Below are 22,606 nucleotides of genomic sequence, written 5' to 3'. Positions count from 1 at the left end.
CTCCCTGTGAGGCCGGATTGCTGAAGGAGGAATGATGAAGGCTGCATTTGTCACAAAATACGGGGGACCGGAAGTTCTGGAAATCCGGGAAACGGCGATACCGCGTCCGTTACCCGACCAGATCTTGATTCAAGTGAAGGCAGTCGGGCTCAATTTCGCAGACGTGATGGGACGTTTTGGCGTGTATCCCGGAACCCCGCCACCGCCATTCATTCTCGGGCTTGAATTTTCGGGTGAAGTTGTTGAAGTGGGGGCAAATGTAACCGAGTTCAAAGGGGGAGAGCGAGTGATGGGCTACAGCCGTCACGGAAGTCATGCCGAGTATGTTTGCGTGGGCGAAAAACTTGCAACGCGCTTGCCTGCATCTATGGGGTACGAAGAGGGCGCGGCGTTTCTGGTTGTGTACCTGACGGCGTATCATGGTATTGTCCGGCTTGCGAACATCAGGCGCGGAGAGAAGCTTCTTGTGCACGCCGCCGCCGGAGGTGCAGGGCTGGCGACGTTGCAATTGGGCAGGCATCTCGGGGCCGAGATATTCGGCACCGCGGGAACGGAAGCAAAGCTTGAATTAGCGCGCAACAACGGCGCGCATCATGCCATCAATTACAACACAATTGATTTTGCCGAGGAGATCAAGCGTATTACCGGAGGCTATGGGGTTGATGTGGTGATGGATGCAGTGGGCGGGCTTGTGTACGACAAAAGCTGGAATCTGCTTGCCGGGATGGGTCGCTACATTCTGTACGGACTCGCGGCCGTTGCCGGCAAGGGGGCACTCAACAAATTGAAGGCCGCCACCGTCATGTCGGTTATGAAGCCGATTTTTCCCGTTCAACTCATGAGCGCCAATAAATCCATCTTCGGTTTCAACCTTGGCACGTTGAAAGGAAAGGAATCGTACTTCAAAGAAGCAGCCCTTGAGTTGTTGAAGCTGTACGACTTGGGCGTACTGAAGCCTCTCATAGGAAAGATCTTTCCGTTCAAGGATATTGTGGAAGCTCATCGGGCCCTGCAAACCCGCCAAACTGTCGGCAAGGTTGTTGTGCTGATGGGTGCATGATGACCGACGAAACAGGAGTGGATGAACCTCACTATTGGGATATACGGTATCGCAACAACCAGGATAGTTGGGATATGGGAACTCCCACTCCGGTGTTTGTGGATTTGCTTGAGTCCGGTCGATTCGAACCGGGGAAGACGCTTGTCCTGGGTTGCGGCAAGGGGTATGATGCAGTTCTTTTTGCTCAACACGGCTTTCCGGTTACTGCAATTGATTTTTCCCCCGAAGCCATAAAACACACACGCTCGCTTGCGGAGGAAAAACATGTTGCCCTCGAATTGGTGCAGGAAGATATTTTTGACTACTCGCTGGGAATTTCCGGAGAGTTCGATTACGTTGTTGAGTATGTAACGTTCTGCGCGATTGATCCTTCGCGAAGACCGGAGTTTGCTTCAGTTGTTCCTTCTCTCATGAAACCGGCAGGGAGATTTATCGGGCTGTTCTTCCCGCTCGACAACCGTTCGGGAGGTCCGCCGTTTTCCGTTTCGATGGACGAGGTTAACAGGCTGTTCGGGAAGAAACTTGAATTGATATCGGTAGAAGCGCCGGAAAGATCGGTGAGCCCTCGAAGAGGCAAGGAAATACTCACAATTTGGCGGAAGCTGTAATTGACGGTGTTCTCATGACAGGCCTGAACATCAACGAACCCTCGCTTGACCCCGAGTTTCTCATTGTCGCCTACTGCAACGGCTACTTCCCTATGGCGACTTCACGCAACGGGCCTATTGAGTGGTTTTCGCCCGATCCCCGGACAATCATTCCTCTGGATGATTTCAAGGTGTCAAGAAGCCTGAAACAGGACATTCGGAAGAAAGAGTTCGAAATCCGGATCGACACGGCATTTGAAGAAGTAATGCGTTATTGCTCCGACCGCGAAGACACCTGGATTTCGGAGGAAATCATTGCCGCGTATACCAAGTTGAACGATGCAGGATTTGCGCATAGCGTCGAGACATGGTTCAGAGGTTCATTGGTTGGAGGACTTTACGGCGTTGCCATTCGAGGCGCGTTCTTCGGCGAATCGATGTTTTCCCTCTTGAAAAACGCGTCAAAAGTTGCACTGTTTCATCTCGTTGAGAGAATGAAAGCCGGCAAGTTCATCTTGCTTGATTCACAGTACATGACGGAACATCTTCGAAGTCTCGGTGCCATCGAAATTCCGCGAAGCACATATCTCAACCTGCTATCGAAGGCGTTGGCAATCGAAACCAAGTTCTCGGATTGGAAGTAGATTTTTTTGAAACTTTTTTAGGCTTTCCTCAGTCACTTAAAGAAAATAGTGAGCGAGCTAACGTATTTGTATACAGAGATTGTGCATATTCGTTTCGGGCAGGGAGCAGAATAAACGGGTTGAGAAATGCCGAATTGCCGTTGACGCAGCGCACTTTTCGCAGATAATTTTGAGTTCGCCGAGTTGACACAACGTCAATTTGTAGCTATATTGCTCCCGCAATCAAGCAATAAGAAACAATGCCCACCAACCCCCTTTTACAACAACCTTGGAGAATTGACCGCATGGTCCCTGCACGTGGTTCTCAGAAATTCGAGCGTGTCACCATCACGCTTTTGCCCACCGCTGACGAACGAAGCTTCAAACATGTTCCCTCAACATTCAGCAAAACGAACCGCACGTACGGCTGGCGGCATTTTGAGAAAATTGACTACATGATCGTTCCAAAGAAGATTTCCAGTAACGAAATCAAGATTGATATATTTGTCGATCCGCAATCGAAGAAGAAACTCCAGCCGACTGACATTCAGAAGGCAGTTACAGATTTCGTCAAGGCAAAGATCCACTCGGAGTGGTCGGGGTTGAAGCTGGGCAACATCAGCCGGGCAACGGTGGCGTCGCCTCCCGATCAGAGCTTCCACCGGGGCACGATCGAAGAAATTTTGGGCGCAAATCTCGAAGCGTAGCGGCAATGAGTCGCGATTCCAATGCACCGAGGTTGTTTTCCTCGGTGCATTTTTGTTTTTTGGAGCAACACAAACGTGCATCCATCCCCTAATCGAGAGACACAATGGCCTACCCGGTTATTACCCAGACTTCGTCTGAAAGGTTCAAGCCGACGAAACAAGGAAAAGTACGCGATCTGTATGATCTCAGCGACTCACTTCTCATTGTTGCAACCGACAGGATTTCAGCGTTTGACGTGATTCTCCCTGACGGGATTCCCAACAAGGGAAGAGTTCTTACACAGATTTCGGCATTTTGGTTCCGGCATCTTTCCGCTGTTGTCGGCAATCATATTATTACGACAAAGGTGACCGAATTTCCCGAGCCGTTCCGCTCGGCGCCGGAAATCTTCGGCGGCCGAAGCATGCTGACGAAGAAGCTGAAGCCGATTGAAGTCGAATGTGTCGTTCGCGGCTACATTTCCGGCTCGGGATGGAGTGAATACAAGAAGTCCAAATCCATTTGCGGAATAACTCTCCCCGACGGGTTAAGAGAATCGGACAAACTCAGCGAGCCGATCTTCACGCCAACAACAAAAGCCCCCATCGGCACGCACGACGAGAACATCTCGTTTGACGATGTTGTGAACCTTGTCGGAAAAGAGCTTGCAACGAAATTGCGCGACCTGACAATAGGACTGTACACAAAAGGGGCGGAGTACGCGGCAGGCAAAGGCATCATCATCGCCGACACAAAATTTGAGTTCGGTTTGGATGAGAACGGCGAGGTTGTATGGATTGATGAAGCCTTGACGCCCGACTCTTCGCGCTTCTGGCCGATGGATCGCTACAAGCCCGGCAGCGCCCAACCAAGTTTCGACAAGCAGTTTGTCCGCGACTACCTTCTCTCCATTCAGTGGAATAAACAACCGCCTCCGCCGAAGCTTCCCGAAGAGATTATCCGCACAACAAGCAGAAAATACGAAGAGGCGTTGAAACTTCTCACGGGCAAGCCGGTGGCGTGACGTGCACGTTGTCATGTAACGGACGAGGGTCGATATGATTGCCTCTCCTTCAAAGCTCGACGGGAATCTGCAGTTCTTTGTTCCCGGCGAATCCCTGCCGGTACTCTTCAACCTCCCCTGGCAAGAGTCCCTTGAACAATGGGAGGAACACGGCATCAGACTTCTCGAAGTGAAAAGCGGGCTCTCGCGTCACGTTGTGCGCTTTGTAGAATCGAACAGCCATCGGTATGCCATCAAGGAAACGTCGCTGGAAAGCGCCAGGCGGGAATATGCAACGTATATCCGGCTTCGCGAAATGGAAATTCATACTCTGTGGCCTGTCGGCTTCGTAGCGAGGAATGACGGTACAACAATCATCGAGACGAAAGTCGGACGGTTGCCGCAAGAACGCCATACCGGCTTTCTCATTACGGAGTTAATGGAGAAAGTAGTCCCGGATTCGTTCCTGTTCAGGAGAGGCTTCTCAAAGGAAAGCAGAAGAAGAATCTGGGATGCCGTAATTCGATTGTTTGTAGAAATGCACTCTCAAGGTGTGTACTGGGGTGATGCGTCGCTTGCCAACATGTTGATCAACTTCAGCAACGAGGCCGAGCCCGAACTTGGCCCTCGCACTCGATTGCGCGCCGTACTTGCCGATGCCGAAACAGTCGAAATCCACCGCTCGATTACCGATTCACTGCGCCATGCTGATGTTGAGTTCTTTCTTGAGTCGATGCAATGGACTGAAGCGGACTTGCGCGCAAGCGGCATTGTGCGTGACGCCGTCATGACCGACGAAGACTATCGGTTCATTCTCGACTCATATCACAAACGGTACGCGGTTGAGCAGGAAATGCGGTCGTTCGAGCTGATGACGCACATTGATGTTGACAAACTGCTTGGTGATTTCGACGTGAAGGGGTATGCGAAGGTATTATTGAAACATATCAGTGAACACAAATGGTACGTCAGCGAACGGCTCGGCCGTGAAGTACCGCTTGTTGATGCGGCAGAAGAGTGGTACAGGGATGTGTTTCAGCCTGTATGCAAAGTGTTTCTGCAGTACGATGTCGCCGATTTTTTTCCGGAGAAAACAGCGGCAAGTCTCTACGTCGAAATTATGGAACACAAATATCTTCTCAGCGAAAAGGCGGGTAAGGATGTCGGATTGATCGTGGCTGCACGTGATTTTGTGAAGAACAAGGCAACACGAAAACTGCCGCAGCCAATTCTTCGTTCCATCATCAGGGAGTTGAGGGCATTATTCAAACGTCTTCCTCCTGCTTTGCAGCTGATCTATTCCTGACAATATGCAGCCCAAACAGATCAAACGCACATCTCCCAACGAAATCACATTTATCTGGGATGACGATCGTGAATCGATATTCACGACTGATTTTTTGCGCGGGCATTGTCCGTGTGCAACGTGCCTCCATGAACAGGAGGAAAACCGGCGTCAGGGTCTGTTCAGTCTGCCCATTGCCAATCAAACTGAGTTGCGTTCTCTCGAACTTTCCGGACGCAACGCTATTGTCATCACGTGGGGCGACGGGCACAAGACGGGAATTTATACGTGGGAGTATCTGAGAAATCTTGACGGCCTGCAGTGAGTGTCGACAGACATGCAACTTTTCGGTACAATTTCGTACAAGTATGAGGTTTTTACTACACTCTCCATCGTTCACTAGATATCTGATGCGTTTTGTGTGAAGGAGCATTTCTACCAACAAATCACTTAATAAGGAGGTTACATGAGCAAGAACATGCTCGCATTCGCGCTCGTGCCGCTTGTTGTTGCGGCAATGATCGCGGGTCCGCCGGATGTGAAGAAGGACGCTAAAGTCTTTCCGTATCCGATTCATCAAACGATGCTGGATAACGGGCTGAACATCATTTCTATTCCGTTTGACAGCCCCGGCATTATTGCGTATTACACAGTGGTTCGGGCCGGGTCGCGCAACGAAATCGAGCCCGGGCTCTCCGGTTTTGCGCATTTCTTCGAGCATATGATGTTTCGCGGAACGGACAAATATAACAAAGACGCGTTTAACAACGTTCTCAAATCCATTGGTGCCGACAATAATGCGTTCACGAACAACGATGCAACGGTGTATCACACACTCGCAAGCGCCGACGCGTTGGAAACGATCATGGATGTCGAATCTGACAGGTTCATGAATCTGAAATACACGGAAGAAGATTTCAAAACCGAGGCAGGGGCAATTCTCGGTGAGTACAATAAGAACTATTCAAGTCCGTTTCTTTCCATCTTCGAGAAGTTGTACGACAACGCTTACCAGCATCACACGTACAAGCACACAACAATGGGCTTCCTGAAAGATATTCAGGACATGCCGAACCAATACGAGTACAGCCTGAAGTTCTTCGACAGATGGTACAGGCCCGAGTACTGCGCGATTCTCGTCGTTGGCGACGTCAAGCACGACAAGTTTGTTACGCTGGCAAAGAAATACTATGGAGGCTGGAAGCGCGGAAGTTATGTGTTGGAAGTACCGCAGGAACCTCCGCAGACTCAAGAGAAGTACTTTGAATTGAAATGGAAAGCGCAGACTCTGCCGATTCTAGCCATCGGGTACCACGGTCCGGCGTTCAGCGACAAGCACATTGATATGCCTGCGATAGACCTGCTTTCGCAGTACGTGTTTTCGCAGCAATCGGAACTGTTCCGGAAGCTTGTTGTTGAAGAGCAGGCAGTCGAGTTTGTGCAGGGCGGGCAGGGGGATTCACGCGACCCCGGCATGTTCAACATCTTTACCCGAATCAAAGATCCGAAGAATATTGATATGGTGAAGAAGGAGATCTTTGCGGCAATTGAAAAGGCGAAGACAACGCCCATCTCGGCCAAGCAACTGTCCGATATCAAATCATTCCTGAAATATAGCTATGCGATGGGTCAGGATAATGCGAACTCGATTGCCAACAGCATCGCCCACTACATTTCGATGACCGGCGACCCGGAAAGCGTCAACCGTGTGTATGCCTTGTACGACAAAGTAACGCCGGATGACTTGATGATGGTGGCGAACAAATATTTCGGCGCCAACAACCGCACGATTGTTCTGCTGACACAGGAAGGAGCGAACTGACATGAGATCACTTACACTCGGTATCATTTTCGGCGTGCTGCTCTCGACAACGGCGGTTGCCAAAACACCCATCAAAGTAACCGAAATCCGGAGTCAGAATTCCCCGCTGATTACGTTCCGTATTATCCTTCGGGCAGGCTCCATCAACGACTGGAAGGGTAAGGAAGGCATCAACGCCTTAACCGCGTTCATGATTGCACAGGGCGGGACTAAGGATTTGAAATATCAGGAAGTGGTTGCGACGATGTATCCCTGGGCTGCCAATGTCAACGTCCAGCCGGAAAACGAAATCACGACATTTGTTGGTCAGGTTCATCGCGATCATCTCGATGCATATTACAAGTTGTTCTCCGATTTGTTGCTAAGTCCGCGGTTCGATCCGGATGACTTCACGCGGAACAAGGATCTCCTGTTGAGTTATCTTGAAAAGAACCTTCGCGGAACAGATGATGAAAACCTGGGCAAAGAGGCTTTTCTGATTTCTCTCTTCAAAGACCATCCGTATGGAACGGCCGGCGCAACAGTGCAGGGCTTGACATCCATTACGCTCGACGATGTCAAAGCGTATTACAAGAATATGTATACGACGGGAAGAATCTGGATCGGAATTGCCGGCGGCTATCCGGCGTCGCTTGTTGCCACAATGAGAAGCGATTTCAGTAAGCTTCCCGAGGGCAAGTTCGAGCCGGTACAGCTTCCCGCCCCCCGCAAGATCGAGGGGCTGGAAATCGACTTTGTCCAGAAGCCCGCCCGCGGAACTGCAATTTCCATGGGGCATCCGTTGCCGATAACTCGCAAGGACAAGGACTTCTACGCCCTGATGGTTGCTAACTCGTACCTCGGCGAACATCGAACGTTCAACGGCGTTCTGATGAACCGCTTGCGCGGAGACAGGGGATTGAACTACGGCGACTACTCGTACATCGAGCGTTTCACGGGCGGAACTTCCGGCACAACATTCCCGAATGTCAACACGCCGCTTCGGCAACAATACTTCAGTGTGTGGCTGCGACCGGTACAGCCCGAAAATGCACATTTTGCCGTACGTGCAGCGATGTATGAACTGGAGAAATTCGTTGACAAGGGGCTTTCGGAAAAGGACTTCGAGGCGACACGCAAATTCGTGACGAACTATTCAAAACTCTGGGCACAAACACTTGACCGGAGACTCGGATACAAAATGGATTCCGAGTTCTACGGCACGGAGTATTTCATAGATCGGATTGAGAAAGAGCTGAAGACACTGAAGGTTTCAGACGTCAACACTGCCATCAAGAAGTACATCGATCCGAAGAACATGAAGGTAGCCATCGTGGCGAACGACGCTCAAGACTTGATGGAAAAGATGGCGAAGAACGAGCCGTCGCCTATAACGTATGCATCGCCGGTTTCCGAACGAATTCTTGAAGAAGACAAAGTCATTGCCATGCTTCCGCTCGGCATCAACAAGACGAAATCACGCGTTGTTCCTGTCGGGGAATTGTTTGAGAACGAGAGCCCGGGAAGAGTGTTGGAAAGAAAGGACGTAGAAAGGTTCCGGTAGCTCGTATCAATCAATGCGGGATGAATCCGCAGGTGTACACAGTTGACAAAGGTGGGTCGCACGGCCCACCTTATGTGTTTAATGCGCGTTTCACTTCTCATCCGTATCAACGAAAATCTGCTCAACGGGTTTCCGAATCAATGCGCCGATTTCCAGCGCCAGCGGCAGGCTCGGATCATACTTCTCTCTCTCGATTGCAGTGATGGTTTGACGTGAAGCGCCGGGCCGCTCGCCGAGTTCCTCCTGTGAGAATCCCTTTGCTTCTCTGAACATTTTCAGTTTATTTCTCATGCATAGCGCTTCCGAGCGAGGGCGACCGATGCAACATAGACGAACACGAGCATCGTCCCACGACTTGACAACGAAGTATGCTTGTCATCCCGACCACACGAACCGATCATGCTGACACAATCTCAGGAAAGAGCCCTCACGACTTCACACCATCTCTCCGTTACCGCGAATGCCGGTTCAGGCAAGACGCTTGTGTTGGTGGAGCGGTACATCGACATTCTCGTCTCGGGCAAAGCACGAGTGAAAGAAGTTGTTGCGATTACGTTCACGGAAAAGGCCGCTGGCGAGCTTAAGCGCAAAATCGCAGACGGTATCGGCAAGAGAATTGCGTCATCGCCTGATCGCCAAACAAGAAATACGCTGGAAGAAATTCGTGAGCAACTCTCCGGTGCCGTTGTTGATACGATCCATTCATTCTGCTCGAAAATCCTGCGTGAATACCCCGTTGAAGCAGGTGTTGACGCTGCGTTTACGGTGTTGGAAGTGGTCGACCAGCAGGTGCTGCTTGAGGCCGCGATCAAAGAAACATTTGACAGTATCTTGAAAGAAGGGGAATCCCATGCCGGACGTCAGCGGTTGTTTGAGGTACTGCGTGCTCTCGGAAAATTCAAAGTGTTGGACATTGTTCACACTCTCGCGCTCAAGCGCGAACAAGTGGAGCGGTGGATACTCCCCGGAGGATTGTACGAGCGGACAGACGACGATGTGCTGGCATTCTGGCGTTCGTATTTGTCTGCATTTGTGAAGCATGAATTCGAGGATCCGCTCGTATTACGTGACCTTCAAGCGCTGGTCAATGCTGCAACGCCGAACTCGATGATGAGCCTGCGTCCGCGCTTCAGCACATTCAAACACGCCACGGCACTTCACGAACGGTTGCAGTTGTTCGCGGAACTGCTCGAAGCAATGCTCACTCAGAAGGGTGAGTTGCGGAAAAAAGTATTCGGTGACAACAGCAACATCGGTGAGCAAGCGGAACGATTGAGGAAGAAGTTCAAATCACTGTCACCTCTCATCGATTTTGTAACACACGGTGACGACTCGGTTCACCGGATACTTCTGCAGCACTCGCGTGTATTGCTGGAATTGTATCAGAATGCGGTTGAACACTACGAGGGAGCAAAGCTCGAAAACGCCTACCTGGATTTCGAGGATCTCCAAATCCGGACCAAGAACCTTCTGCGCGACGAGAGGATTCGTCGCAAGCTTTCTCAACGCTACAGATTCATCATGGTTGATGAATATCAGGATACGAACACCCTTCAGTACGAAATTCTCCTGCCGTTGATGGACAACCTGTCGGGTGGCAATCTGTTCATAGTAGGAGATCCGAAACAGTCGATTTACGGTTTCCGTAACGCCGATGTGGCGGTATTCAATCAGACGAAAAGGGAAATTGAAGAGAGTGCCGGCCATCCGGCATCGGTTGTGCTGGCGGACAGCTTCCGGTTGCTGCGTGATATTGCCGCCTTCGTCAACCTTATGTTCGAACCGTTGATGAAGGGGGAGAACGGCAAATACGAAGTCTCGTATGAACCGCTGGTCCAGGGGCGGCAAAACAAGGCTCCGGGAAGAGTTGAACTGATTGTGCGTGAGCCCTCGATCGATGAAGAGGAGAATAAAATATCGGAAGGGGAGTTGATTGCGAGACGCATCATTCAGTTGCGATCCGAACCCTGTCAGGTATTTTCGAAAGAGGAGAACTCCCGTTCCGCCGGTTTCAGTGATTTTGCGATTCTTCTGCGCAGCCGGACGGGTCTTTCCGATCTTGAAGATGCGCTGATTCGCCACGGCATTCCCTATCTTGTCAGCAGCGGAGTCGGATATTTTCAGACGCAGGGCATCTATGACTTCTACAACTATTTCCGGTTTCTGTTGAACACGGATGATGACGTGGCTCTTGCCGGAATTCTTCGATCTCCCTTCTACAATGTTTCTGATGCCGAGTTGTACGAACTTTCGCTGGATAGACGCGGAGGAAGTTTCTGGAACCTGATTGCTTCGGGCAAAGGCAAGGCGAAACAGTTCACATCGGTTGTCCGGGCTGTCTCAATTCTCGCTGAGCATACGACTGTTGCAACGCGGCTTCCCGTTCCCGAAATAGTCAACCGCATTGTAAACGATACCGCCTATGCAGGTTTTGTTGCAGGAACACCGCGCGCCGAGCAGACATTTGCCAATCTTGAAAAGCTCAAACGTTTTGCACGAAGCTACGAACAACAGGGCTTCACGACGCTGTACGATTTTGTCGGAAGGCTGAAACGATTGATCGAACAGGAGGAAAAGGAAGGCCAGGCGTCCGTTGATGTGCTGGCCGATGCCGTGAGAATCATGACTATTCACGCTGCGAAAGGCCTCGAATTTCCCATAGTCATTGTGCCGGGCCTTGATCGGACATTTCGCTACGACAATGAGCCGTTTCTTGATGACGAGTTGGGACTGGGCTTCACGCAGCAGGCAAAAACCGGCGATGACCGCATTGTGCCGATTGCGGAATTTCTGAAGAGAAACTCCCGTGCGAAAATGATCGCGGAAGAAAAACGGATTTTCTACGTTGCATGCACCCGTGCACGGGATATGCTGATCCTGTCCGGGGCTGTGGAAGGTAACCGTTCCACAGACCATTACATGAACTGGCTGCTGAACGGGATCGGGGTAGGGGATGTTGTTCCGAAGCGAAAGATCTCTTTTGATCGGGTAACGGAATACCTGCATGCAACAGCTAACGGTTTCAAACGATCTTCACAAAGGCACAAACTTGACATTCATGTTCTGAGGCCCGCGGATTTGGCGCGGCAAAGCGCAGCCGGATTTGCCCGCCCGGCTCCGGCAAAAGCGGAACGGCTGATGATTGACCCGTTGCCGCCGGGAGTTCAGGGTGAGATTTTTTCAGCAAGCAAAATCCGGACGTACGTCGATTGTCCGTCGAAGTACTACTTACGTTATGTTGCCGGACTTCCTGCTGCACCGACGCGATTGTACACTGATCAGAGTGACGAGGAACTTGATACCGAGATTCCCGCCGACTTGCGCGGCCGGGCGTTCCATCATCTCATGCAGTACATTGACGACATGGGCACAGATAAGAAGTCGGCAGTGACATTGTTGAAAGACTTCATTGCGCGCGACTCGTATTCCATCCTCTCCGAACCGTCAATCGAACTTGAGTCGCTGGCGGAAACCGCGCTCAAAGTTATCGGCACAGACTTCTGGAATTCGGTGAAGAGCGGGGCGGAGACCCGTACGGAGTTCACCATCATGGCGGCGTTCGGCAAGGACTTTCTTGTCGGGACTCTTGATCGCATTTTCCGCGACTCGCAGGGCATATGGCACGTTCTCGATTACAAGACTGATTCTCTTTCCAACCACACAGTTCAGCAGAAAGCGGCGCAGTACGAACCACAAGTGAAATTCTACTCGCTGCTTGTCAGCAGGCATTCTTCCTCCTCCAAAGTTCACGCGCATCTTCTTTTCGCTGAACGCCCGGAGGCACCCGTTGACTTCTCATACGGCGAATTTGCCCTTGCTGAATTCGAGAATGAACTGTCGTCCATCATTCAAAAAATCCACGCAAGAGAGTTCACTCCTGATGGAAGAATTCCGTGCTCCGGTTGCCCGTTTCTTCCAAATGGCTGTTCCGCACTTTTTTCGTGACCATCTTCTAAAGTAGTTATGCTCCCTTCGAGATCGGATACCTCAGTTGAATTAGTAGACTCTCTTATAAAATAAGAAGTTACCTGCCTCAACCAAATAAACTGCTTGCATTTCTTGTTTGTTTTCCCTATTTATTTCAAAGACTTAGCGTGTTCCGACTTCTTACACAGAATTTGGGGAAATTCATGCTTGACTACAGTCAGTATGAGAATATTCTTGAGAGCATTAGCGGTGGTTTCTTTGCACTGGACAACGAATACAGAATTACATACTGGAACCAAGCTGCGGAAAACGGAACTGGGCTGAAGTCCGAAGAAGTGTTGGGCAAGAATGTGTACGAGATTTTTCCGAATGCCAAGGGGGCGTTGCTCGGCGATAAGTACCAGTTAGCAATGGACACGAAAACGTTTCAGAGTCTTGAAACCGCCTACAAAGACGACAGGTTTGAGGCGTGGTACGATATCCGGATCTATCCGGCTGCAAACGGCCTCTCGGTTTTTTTCCAGGATATTACCGAGAAGAAACGTGATCAGCGTCAAAAGGAGACGTTGGTCGAAATCTCGAAAGCAATCAACTCGTCCAAGCATCTCGACGAATTGTGCGTACAGGCCGCCGAAAAGATCGCCCTTCTGTTTGAAATCCCTGCCAAGTTCGTATGCATTTATCTCTATGACTCCAACGGACAGGAAGTTCGGCTCGTCGCGCCCGCGCTATTCGACATGGAGTTTTCACAGGAAATGGTTCACCAGCGGGTTGGCGAGGATGCGTACTTCCTTCCGGCGCGTGCAGCATTTCAGAAGCATATAATCGTCACGGATGAAATCGGCGAAAGCACAACCGCCGACCTTTTTGCGCGTGAAATGAATGAACTGCAACTCAAGACGCTGATTGTTACGCCTCTCATTGTGCAGGATGAAGTGCAGGGCGTGCTGGAAGTGCTGACGATCAAGGATCAGAAGTTCGTGAGCGGAGAATTGGAACTGCTTTCGGTGGTTGCGAACGAACTTGCAAGCGGCATGAGCCGCAAGCGCCTCATTGATGAACTTCGCTCGAAGAACGTAGCTCTCGAAAACCAGACGCAGAAAACACAGGAAGCAAGCGACACGCTGAAGAAGTTTCTTGCCACGTTCAGTCATGAACTCCGTTCGCCGTTGAACTCCATTATCGGCTTTTCCGATCTGCTGGCAACACAGTTCGAGGGGCTTTCGCCGGAAGCCGTTCAGGATTTCATGAAGAATATCAATGCCAGCGGCAAGCATCTTCAGCAGATAATTAACGATATTCTCGATTTGTCGAAGATCGAGGCCGGCAAAATGGAGTTGCACATTGCCAGCTACCCCGTCAATTATTTCGAGGAAAGCGTGCGGCGTGTGCTTGCAGCAGCCATTGTGGAAAAGGGTATCCGGCTCGATTTTACCCTTTCTCCTGAATTCGAGGAAATTGTTGTCGATCAGACACGCTTCAGGCAGATTCTCATCAATCTTGTTTCCAACGCAATCAAGTTCAGTCGCAAAAATGGTTCTGTTGCGGTCTCGTCTGAGCGTGTGGGAAATGATCTGCAGTTTGAAGTACGTGACGAGGGAACGGGCATCAAGCCTGAGGAAGTCGCCGGATTGTTCAAGCCGTTCAAGCAGGCGGCAAGCGGAAAAGCGCTGAACCGGCAGGGCATCGGGTTGGGCCTGGCCATCACGAAGAAGCTGATTGAACTGCACGGGGGCAAAATCTGGATCGAGAGTGAGTATGGAAAAGGAACAAGCGTTCGCTTCCGCATTCCGCTGGTGATTGATGCAACCTCCGAGCAACTGAAGCAGGCCGAGATGTTGATGGATGCGCTCAATCGTGAGAACCGCCCGTCGGAAAGCGGTGAGAAACCCCTTGCGCTGATTGTGGAAGATTCGGCCCAGGCAAGCGAACTTCTCCGCATTCACATTGAGGCGGCGGGCTATCGCGTCGAAGTTGCCCACGACGGTGTTGAAGCAATCGAGAAGGCAAAGCGCCTGCATCCCAATATTATCACGCTCGACCTGATGCTGCCTGTGAAAGACGGCTGGCAGGTAATGAAGGAGTTGAAACGGCATCCGCTGTGCAAGCATATCCCGATTATCATCGTTTCTATTGTTGATGAGAAGAATCTCGGATTCAGTCTCGGGGCCGTGGATTATTTCGTGAAACCGGTGAACAAGGAAGATCTTCTCTCCGCAATGGACCGGGTTCGCCTTCACACAGCAGCGGATTCGCAAGTCCCGAAAGTCCTCGTAATTGATGACGATCGGGCGGCGACTGATTTGATTGAAGTGATTCTCGAAAGTGAAGGCTATCATGTGTTGAAGGCATTTCACGGGAAAGAAGGTTTGCAGATTGCCGCGAAAGAACGCCCCGATGTCATCATTCTCGATCTTATCATGCCCGAAATGTCGGGTCTTAATGTCGCGTACCAACTACGGCAGATTCCTGCAACGCGTTCCATTCCCATTATCGTCCTTACGTCGATGGATATCGACCAGGAAACCCGCGAGCAACTGGGGAGTTATGTTTCGGGTTTGATGAGCAAATCGCAATTCACGAAGAAGGATCTCCTCCGTGAAATCGGCGGCATCGAATCTGTCCGCTAAGGTTCCTCCGAAGGCACGTTCGCATGCCCGGTGATCGGGGTCTCATTTCCATCGCCTTTCCTCAAACCGGCCCGTGATTGGATTGACATCGCTGCCAATCCTCACTATATTGAATGCGTAAATCACGCAAATCACTTCTATCGAGCATCGGATGTCTTCAAAGGTAACTTACAGAAAGCCGTTGGGGGTTGGTCAGGTTGCGTCCATTTGTACCGTAAGCAAAAAAACCGTTCTGAATTGGATTTATGAAGGAGCCCTCAAGGCGTTTACAACCTATGGTGGCCACTATCGTGTTTGGCCGGTAAACCTCAAGAAGTTCCTTGATACGTCCGGAATGGACATCCCGTTTGAGTACATTGACGAGACGTCAACCAACGTTCTGATTATTGATGACGAGAAGCCGTATGCTCAAATGTTGAAAAGTGTCATTTCAGCAGAGTTGCCAAGTGTTGAAATTACCACAACCGATGACGGCTTTGAGGGACTTCTTCTTATCGGAGAGAAGAAACCCCACCTTCTCATTCTTGACGTAAAAATGCCGAAAATTGACGGGTTCCGGATACTCGAACTTCTGAAATCGCGCAAATCCCAATACAACATGAAAATCATGGTGATTTCAGGATTTCTGAATCCTGACTTCAAAGAAGAACTGGCAAAGACTTGTGCCGACGCCGTCGTTGACAAGCTTTCAGATATCAGTGAATTGGTAAAAGCGGTTGCGGCCCTGATCAGATCGGATGCCATGTCGCTTCAGGAAGAACTCGTCCGCTAAGTTCAACTATTCAGCCCGGTGCGTATGACACCTTCACAACAAACAGAATTGGAAGAGTTGCAGGGACAGGTGACAAACATGAAGTCGGGAATCCGTGAAATTGCCCACGAGATCAACAACCCGTTGGGCGTCTTGCGGATGGCTGCCTATTTGCTTGAAACGACAACTCCCGACAACGAAAAGCGCCTGCATTACGTCAACTTGATCAACACAAGCATTGACAGGATAGAAACCGGGCTCAAGCGTTTGAGGGCCCTTCGGGATAATCCCTCAATGCCTATTCCCTCTGCCCTTGACAAGAAACCATAGCCGGGTCTTTTCGTATAAGAACCTGTGTCGGACATAGAGGATGGATTTCGGATCCCCTTTAGTTTGAGTTACTTATGAGAACATATTCCCGTTCAGCAGCCTGGTTGGTGATATTCTTGCTCTCCTCCTGCACCGAATCGCCAAAGCTGACCACGAACTCCCCCGAAGCATTGAAATGGTACAGCGAGGGTGTTCATCAGTTCGAGAATTTCTATTACGTGGAAGCGAAGAACTCGTTTGATCAGGCACTCCGGCTGGATTCCAACTTCGCGATGGCCTCGGCACGTCTTGCGTACCTGCATGTTCGCAACGGCAATGAATCGGATGCAAGAGCTGAAATAGCGCGGGCGCTTCATGCATCGGTGAACGCGACAAAACGGGAACGATTGTTCATCCGCCTGCTCGACCACATCATACATTTCCGAAATGCCGAAGCAGCGGCGGTAGCTGATACCCTGATCGAGCGCTACCCGAAGGATGCGGAGATATTCGTTCTCCGGGGCAATCTGTGTGAATTGAACAAGCGTCACGACAGGGCGCTGGAATTGTACCAGCGGGCTGTTCGAACAGATACATCATACGGTCCGGCGGCTATGTCGCTCGGCTACGCATATTCGGGCCAGGGGGATTTTGACCGTGCAATTCAGGAGATGGAACGGTATATACGTCTCTCGCCGAATGCGGCCGATCCGCGGGCAAGCTTTGCCGACGTGTTGCTTCGAGCAGGACGGTATGAGGAAGCGCTCGAACAATACAAACGCTCGCTGGAGTTGAAGCCCGACTATTGGTACTCCATTAATCGCGTCGGTGATGTGTACATGGTTATGGGAAAACTGAAGGATGCTGAACAGCAGTTCAATCTTGCTTTGACAAAGATGGTTCTGAACAACCAGATTCGCGCTTCCCATCTTGCAACAAAGGCCATTTTGCAGATGCGCCGCGGCGAATACAACGACGCAGTACGTCTATGCGAACAATCTCTTGCACTCGATTCGCTGAACATCCGGGCAGCATACATCAAGGTCAGGGCGTTTGCACGACTCGGCAAGTTCGACGAAGCGGAACGGTATATTGACTTCATTAGATACGAAATCACACGGAGAAATCTCGGCGAGTCGATGGCAATGCTTGAATTTCACGCATTGCGCGCGCAATTGTACCGCTATCAGGGGCAGGTGGAAGAAGCGATCGCGGCATGTGACAGCGCAATGGAGTACGGTTCCGAACTTACGCGGGCCGATATCTATCACGAGCTTGCGGAAATTCATTTGACGGAGAAGGACTACGAATCAGCACTGGATGCGTTGGAAGAGGCCCTGCGCTACAACACCAACGCTCCAAGTTCCCTGCTTACGCTTGCCAAAGTGTACAAGGCTCTCGGAGATAAACAAATGGTCCAGGAAATTGCGGGGCGCTTGTATGATCTGTGGAAGAATGCGGACCCCGATTTTCAGCCTCTTCTCGAGCTGAAAAAGCTGATTTCTGGGGGCAGTCCACAGCAGGTATCCGTTTCGTAGAACTTCTTCCTTCAGTGCCTGTAAAACCGCAGGGAGCGCAACAATCTCTGCGGTTTTCGCTTTTCAGCCTGAATGTCCGGTATGATGAACCGCAAACAGCATAACATCCTCATCCTCGTTCTTGGCTCTCTCACGGCCATCGGCCCGTTTTCCATCGACATGTACCTGCCGGGGTTTCCCGCGATTGCACAGGACTTGCGCACCGACATCTCACACGTAGCGCTGACACTGACCAGCTACTTCATCGGCATCTCCATCGGACAACTTGCGTACGGCCCGCTGCTCGACCGGTACGGAAGGAAGAAGCCTCTTATTGCCGGGATGTTCATCTACATTGTTGCCGCCATCGGCTGCAGCCTTGCACCGACCGTTGAAGCGTTGGTGGTGCTGCGCTTTCTTCTCGCCATCGGCAGTTGTGTGGGGATTGTCGCGGCGAGGGCAATCGTGCGGGACTTGTTTCCACTGAATGAAATTGCCCGCATTTTCTCCACACTCATGCTCATTCTCGGCGTGTCGCCGATTATCGCGCCGACCGTCGGCGCGTACGTTGCCGCCGTTTGGAGTTGGCGCATCATCTTTGTTATTCTTGCCGCAATAGCAGCGCTGATTCTTCTCGTCGTTGTGCGCTACCTGCCGGAGAGCCGTGCCGGCGACACATCGCTCTCACTTCATCCCTTCAAGATTGTGCGCGAGTATGCAGGCATCATGAAGAATCCGACATTCATTGCGTACGGCTTTGCCAGTGCGGCGGCTTCGGGCGGATTGTTCGCCTATATCTCCGACGCGCCGTTTGTGTTCATGAACCTCTTCGGCTTTAGCGAGCAGCAGTTCGCGTGGGTGTTCGGACTGAGCGCGTGCGGCGTGATCGGCGCAAGCCAGGTGAACAGGTTCGTTCTTCGGAAACGGGGAAGCAGGGAAATTGCATTGGTTGCCGCGACAGCACAGACTGTCGTCAGCGCGCTGTTTGTTGCGGGAGTTCTGGCGGGCGTTCCACCGTGGGCTGTTATGCTGATGATCTTCGGCTATCTCGTGGGACAAGGTTTCCTCGGCCCGAACACAACGGCGATTGCCATCGAGCCGTTCACACGCAACGCAGGCACCGCCTCCGCTCTCATGGGCAGCATGCAGATGGCCGCCGGAGCAATCGGCTCATCACTCGTCAGCGTTTTTCACACCGGCACCGCCATGCCGATGGCGGGGATGCTGCTGCTTTCGGCGGTGGTGAGTTTGGGGATGCAGGCGGGGAGTAGGGTTGGTGAGAAGAGGGCTGTCAGGATTCTATAGGATGCTATGGTAATTTGCTAGGGGCGAGACTTATGGGAGTTCGGGGGGCAATTACTAATAATTACTAATCCTTCACAAATTAGTGGTTAGTGTTCGGCTCAGCCTTTTACACTTTGTCCCCCACGAAAAGCTGCGGAAGCGGCTGAAGATTTGATCCCCAAGAGAAGTTTGGCGGTCGTGGGTTCGGGATTGCAGGCGGGGAATATAGCAAGACAGCAAGTCTCATAAAAATTGAGAGCCGTTACGCAGAGATGCGAATTGTCGATTCATTGCGTATCTTGTGTCATTGAAATATAATGTGCTTGATATAGATCCGTTTTCGTAGAACAACGTTCTCAGGAGTTGTAATGGCACGAAAGAAATCTCTGGTTCCAACGTATGACCAGTTCATCAAGCCTGTGATTCAAGCATTGATTAGCCTGGGCGGATCGGGCTCGAACGAAGAGATCAATAACAAGGTTTACGAGATTGTGGGCCTTAGCGATGAGATTCTACAAATACCGCACGGGAAAGAGGAAACGAAAACGGAGGTTGAATACAGACTATACTGGACGCGAACTTATCTTAAGAAGGCCGGCCTCATAGACAATTCCGAAAGAGGGATATGGTCATTGACAATGCCCGACACGGATATTGATAATGTTGACCCAAGCGAGGTTGTCAAGATCGTTCGAATGCAATTAGCAAAGGAATCAGAGAAAGCAGACAAGACCAAGAGCGCCGGAGGATCGGTTGAGAAGCTTATAGAACCATCTGACAATGAGATTGAGTGGAAGCAACGCTTACTGAGCACCCTGTACGAAATCTCTCCAAGCTCATTTGAGCGTCTTTCACAACGAATCCTTCGTGAAAGCGGATTTGTCCAAGTTGAAGTTACTGGTAAAGCAGGCGATGGTGGTATTGACGGGAAAGGGATTGTAAGAGTAGGCGGATTCCTGAGTTTTCATGTCATATTCCAGTGTAAGCGGTACAAATACTCCATCGGGCCAAATCTAATTCGGGATTTCCGTGGTGCGATGCAAGGTCGTGCTGACAAAGGGCTATTCATTACTACAGGTTCTTTCACGAGAGAAGCTATGAAGGAGGCGACTCGGGATGGCGCTCCCCCGATTGACCTCGTTGATGGAGAACTCCTGTGTGACAAGCTCAAAGAACTGAAGTTAGGAGTGGTAACGAAGCAGATTGAAAACGTGGAAATCGATGATAGTTGGTTCAAGAAAGTGTAATTATCTCAGCCATTGAGGACTCTTTAAAACAAAACCCCGCTTCATTAGTGGGATTTTACATCAATACACAATAGGACATGCCGGAGGCATATCCCTACTCATAGATGGCTTACTTCACTCCACATACACCCACACTTCCGTATCATCCTTGTGGTCTTTGATGTACACGGCTCCTCCCTCTTTTGCGAGGAATGGGAGCCAGGACTTCCAGTCAAGGTTGGCGGTGACGGAAACTTTGTCTTCGCCAGCGAGCTCAATGTCGAGTTCGGGGAGGGCGATGCGGAACTTCTGTTCGCCGGCCTTGCGGGTTTCAAGGACGAGCCGGTTGTTGTTTCCCTTCCCGCCGGGAGTGGTCAGCGGCTTCATGGACATCGTTACTTCCGAGCCGCGTTCGCCGCGAGCGGTAATCGATTGCTCACGGCCATCCAGCACAGACTGCAACATTTCTCTTGTGATAGGCCCTCCGTCGCTCTGCTTCATGAAGTTGATGTGAGGTTCTCTCGTGTCAAGGAGTTTTCGGGCTATCGCCTCTGTCACCGCGATTGATGTTTGCTTGTGGTCTCCTTTCACGTCGATCCAGAGTGCCTTTTGCGATGCGCAGGAGATGGAGAGCAGACACAGCAATACCATGCCTATTGCCTGTAAAGTTTTCATGTTGGCCTTTTGGAAATGAACATGCGGGTTTGTTGCATAATAGTACGGGTTGAAACGGGAAAGTTGCGGCGGGTGGATTTTCAATTCTGCATCTTTCTCGCTATCTTCATGCTGATTCAAATCTCAACACCTCTATCGGTCGATGTCTCCAGCACAAATCTCCTCCGGGAATACAGTCCCGCGCCAGTTGAAGCGTCTGGCCGCATTCATAACAACAATCGCGGCCGTATATCTTGTACTCTTGATACCCGATCCCGAGCCGGCACCGCCGAAACCCGCCGCCCGGAAAGCATTTGCGTGGAATCAGGACCATTACTGGTCTGCACTGGAATCGAGTTACGTAGCTGCACGCAAGCTCGGTTGCGAGAATCTTGACAGTCTGATTCATGCGGGTATCGGGCAGAGCTCAAGTGTGACAAATACTCTTCATGAAACAGCGCTTCCGGCGGAGGATACGCTGCTCGATGCAATTGAGCGCAACATCTTCACTCTTGCTCCGATGGTTGCCGCGTGCCCGCAATACCTGAACGACTATGCCGCCGCCATTATTGCAACGCGAACGGCCGTGAAAGAACAGTCACGCAACTGGGACATGCAAGCGCAACCGGTGCGTGACAGGCTCTACCGGTTGTTGTACGGAAGCAGGGCAGCGATGGAGGAAGTGATACTTCAGGCGTCGCCCTCCTCATTGCCGCCGGGTGTTGTGTGTTATGATGAGCCATCGGCAACTCCCTCGGCGGAGATCTTCAGTGTACGTGTTCACAGCGGGGATATCCTCGTTTCACGGGGCGGAGCCGCAACGTCGGCATTTATTGCGCGGGGCAATGATTATCCCGGCAACTTCTCGCATGTTGCGCTTGTGCATGTTGATTCTTCCGGACACGCATCCATCATTGAGGCTCATATCGAGAAAGGAGTCGCTGTCGCAAGCATAGATGAATATTTACGCGATACAAAACTCCGGGTGATGGTGCTTCGGCTGCGAGCCGATCTTCTTGCAGACCCGATGCAACCGCACAACGCGGCGGCATTTGCCTTGCAGGACGCCCGGACGAGACGGATTCCGTACGATTTCAAAATGAACTTCCGCGACAACTCGGAGTTCTTCTGTTCAGAAGTTGCATCGCATGCATACAAGCAAGTTGGCATTCCGTTGTGGATGGGACTTTCGAGCATCTCGACGGCGGGTGTTTCATCATGGCTTGCTGCATTTGGCGTCGAACATTTCGAGACGCAGGAGCCTGCCGATCTTGAATACGACCCGCAGCTCCGCGTCGTTGCCGAATGGCGTGACCCTGAAGTATTGCTCAAAGATCACATCGACAACGCCGTGATTGATGTGATGTTGGAGGGAGCGGAAAAAGGAGAACGACTGGAGTACGATTGGTATTTGCTACCGGTAGTACGCGTCGTAAAAGCCTACAGCGTTGCCCTGAATGCATTCGGCGGTGTCGGACCTGTGCCTGAAGGGATGAGCTCAACAGCAGCGCTGCGCAACAAGAAGTTCACCGAACGGCACGCCCGCATGACTGCAATGGTATCGGAACGCGTGCGGCAATTCGAAAAGGAACTCGGCTATGTTCCGCCATTTTGGGAATTGGTGAGGTTTGCGCGGGAAGCAAAGAGCAAGGCTGATTCTTAGTTCACGTTCCTCGTTTCTTGCCGCAATAGGGAAAA

General features: G+C 51.1%; 19 protein-coding genes. 17 read left to right on the top strand and 2 right to left on the bottom strand.

Translation table 11 applies throughout. From position 1 onward, the window contains the following. Positions 1-31: 31 nt before the first annotated feature. From KF749_06790 to KF749_06750, 9 genes are all read left to right on the top strand, one after another. Positions 32-1,060, top strand: a complete 1,029-nt coding sequence (locus KF749_06790; protein MBX2990863.1) for a zinc-binding dehydrogenase — start codon at positions 32-34, stop codon at positions 1,058-1,060. Beyond that, positions 1,057-1,668 carry a methyltransferase domain-containing protein gene (locus tag KF749_06785; GenBank protein ID MBX2990862.1) on the top strand — a complete coding sequence of 204 codons (612 nt, stop codon included), beginning with the start codon at positions 1,057-1,059 and terminating at the stop codon, positions 1,666-1,668. Before KF749_06790 ends, KF749_06785 begins: the two co-directional genes overlap by 4 nt. Before the next feature lie 14 nt (positions 1,669-1,682). Continuing rightward, entirely contained in the window at positions 1,683-2,291 is a 609-nt protein-coding gene (gene aat, locus KF749_06780; GenBank protein ID MBX2990861.1) for a leucyl/phenylalanyl-tRNA--protein transferase, read from the top strand. A 284-nt stretch (positions 2,292-2,575) separates the two neighbouring features. Continuing rightward, entirely contained in the window at positions 2,576-2,977 is a 402-nt protein-coding gene (locus tag KF749_06775; protein MBX2990860.1) for a hypothetical protein, read from the top strand. A 104-nt stretch (positions 2,978-3,081) separates the two neighbouring features. Continuing rightward, positions 3,082-3,981, top strand: a complete 900-nt coding sequence (locus tag KF749_06770; GenBank protein MBX2990859.1) for a phosphoribosylaminoimidazolesuccinocarboxamide synthase — start codon at positions 3,082-3,084, stop codon at positions 3,979-3,981. 34 nt (positions 3,982-4,015) lie between these two features. Beyond that, positions 4,016-5,266 (top strand): DUF4032 domain-containing protein, encoded by a 1,251-nt coding sequence (locus KF749_06765; GenBank protein ID MBX2990858.1) that lies wholly within the window; start codon positions 4,016-4,018, stop codon positions 5,264-5,266. Between the two features lie 4 nt (positions 5,267-5,270). Then, positions 5,271-5,570 (top strand): DUF971 domain-containing protein, encoded by a 300-nt coding sequence (locus KF749_06760; protein ID MBX2990857.1) that lies wholly within the window; start codon positions 5,271-5,273, stop codon positions 5,568-5,570. 141 nt (positions 5,571-5,711) lie between these two features. Beyond that, positions 5,712-7,067: an insulinase family protein gene (locus KF749_06755; GenBank protein MBX2990856.1), complete on the top strand. Its 1,356-nt coding sequence runs from the start codon at positions 5,712-5,714 to the stop codon at positions 7,065-7,067. A 1-nt stretch (position 7,068) separates the two neighbouring features. Further along, positions 7,069-8,610 carry an insulinase family protein gene (locus KF749_06750; protein ID MBX2990855.1) on the top strand — a complete coding sequence of 514 codons (1,542 nt, stop codon included), beginning with the start codon at positions 7,069-7,071 and terminating at the stop codon, positions 8,608-8,610. Between the two features lie 90 nt (positions 8,611-8,700). Here KF749_06750 and KF749_06745 read toward each other — a convergent pair whose 3' ends face one another. Further along, on the bottom strand, positions 8,701-8,901 hold the full coding sequence (locus KF749_06745; GenBank protein ID MBX2990854.1) for a helix-turn-helix transcriptional regulator: 201 nt from the start codon (positions 8,899-8,901) through the stop codon (positions 8,701-8,703). Positions 8,902-9,009: 108 nt separating this feature from the next. On the opposite strand from KF749_06745, the gene KF749_06740 reads away from it, so the two are divergent. The 7 genes from KF749_06740 (at position 9,010) to KF749_06710 (ending at position 20,275) form a co-directional block, all read left to right on the top strand. Continuing rightward, complete coding sequence (locus KF749_06740) at positions 9,010-12,555, top strand: UvrD-helicase domain-containing protein (protein MBX2990853.1); 3,546 nt, start codon at positions 9,010-9,012, stop codon at positions 12,553-12,555. A 185-nt stretch (positions 12,556-12,740) separates the two neighbouring features. After that, the gene (locus KF749_06735) at positions 12,741-15,167 is read left to right on the top strand and encodes a response regulator (GenBank protein ID MBX2990852.1); all 2,427 of its coding nucleotides are present in this window, start codon (positions 12,741-12,743) and stop codon (positions 15,165-15,167) included. A 151-nt stretch (positions 15,168-15,318) separates the two neighbouring features. Then, entirely contained in the window at positions 15,319-15,939 is a 621-nt protein-coding gene (locus tag KF749_06730) for a response regulator (GenBank protein MBX2990851.1), read from the top strand. Positions 15,940-16,017: 78 nt separating this feature from the next. Next, on the top strand, positions 16,018-16,248 hold the full coding sequence (locus tag KF749_06725; protein ID MBX2990850.1) for a hypothetical protein: 231 nt from the start codon (positions 16,018-16,020) through the stop codon (positions 16,246-16,248). Between the two features lie 74 nt (positions 16,249-16,322). Next, positions 16,323-17,765 (top strand): tetratricopeptide repeat protein, encoded by a 1,443-nt coding sequence (locus KF749_06720; protein ID MBX2990849.1) that lies wholly within the window; start codon positions 16,323-16,325, stop codon positions 17,763-17,765. An 84-nt stretch (positions 17,766-17,849) separates the two neighbouring features. Continuing rightward, positions 17,850-19,049 (top strand): multidrug effflux MFS transporter, encoded by a 1,200-nt coding sequence (locus KF749_06715; GenBank protein MBX2990848.1) that lies wholly within the window; start codon positions 17,850-17,852, stop codon positions 19,047-19,049. Positions 19,050-19,396: 347 nt separating this feature from the next. Beyond that, positions 19,397-20,275, top strand: coding sequence for a restriction endonuclease (locus KF749_06710; GenBank protein MBX2990847.1), 879 nt, complete (start codon positions 19,397-19,399; stop codon positions 20,273-20,275). Positions 20,276-20,389: 114 nt separating this feature from the next. Here KF749_06710 and KF749_06705 read toward each other — a convergent pair whose 3' ends face one another. Then, entirely contained in the window at positions 20,390-21,049 is a 660-nt protein-coding gene (locus KF749_06705) for a hypothetical protein (protein ID MBX2990846.1), read from the bottom strand. Positions 21,050-21,071: 22 nt separating this feature from the next. Here KF749_06705 and KF749_06700 point away from each other — a divergent pair, with 22 nt between their 5' ends. After that, complete coding sequence (locus tag KF749_06700) at positions 21,072-22,571, top strand: hypothetical protein (GenBank protein ID MBX2990845.1); 1,500 nt, start codon at positions 21,072-21,074, stop codon at positions 22,569-22,571. Positions 22,572-22,606 lie beyond the last annotated feature (35 nt).

It is taken from the genome of Bacteroidota bacterium (assembly GCA_019637975.1).
Taxonomy (GTDB): domain Bacteria; phylum Bacteroidota; class Ignavibacteria; order UBA10030; family UBA6906; genus CAADGV01.
This window is presented reverse-complemented; position numbering and strand designations above follow the sequence as displayed.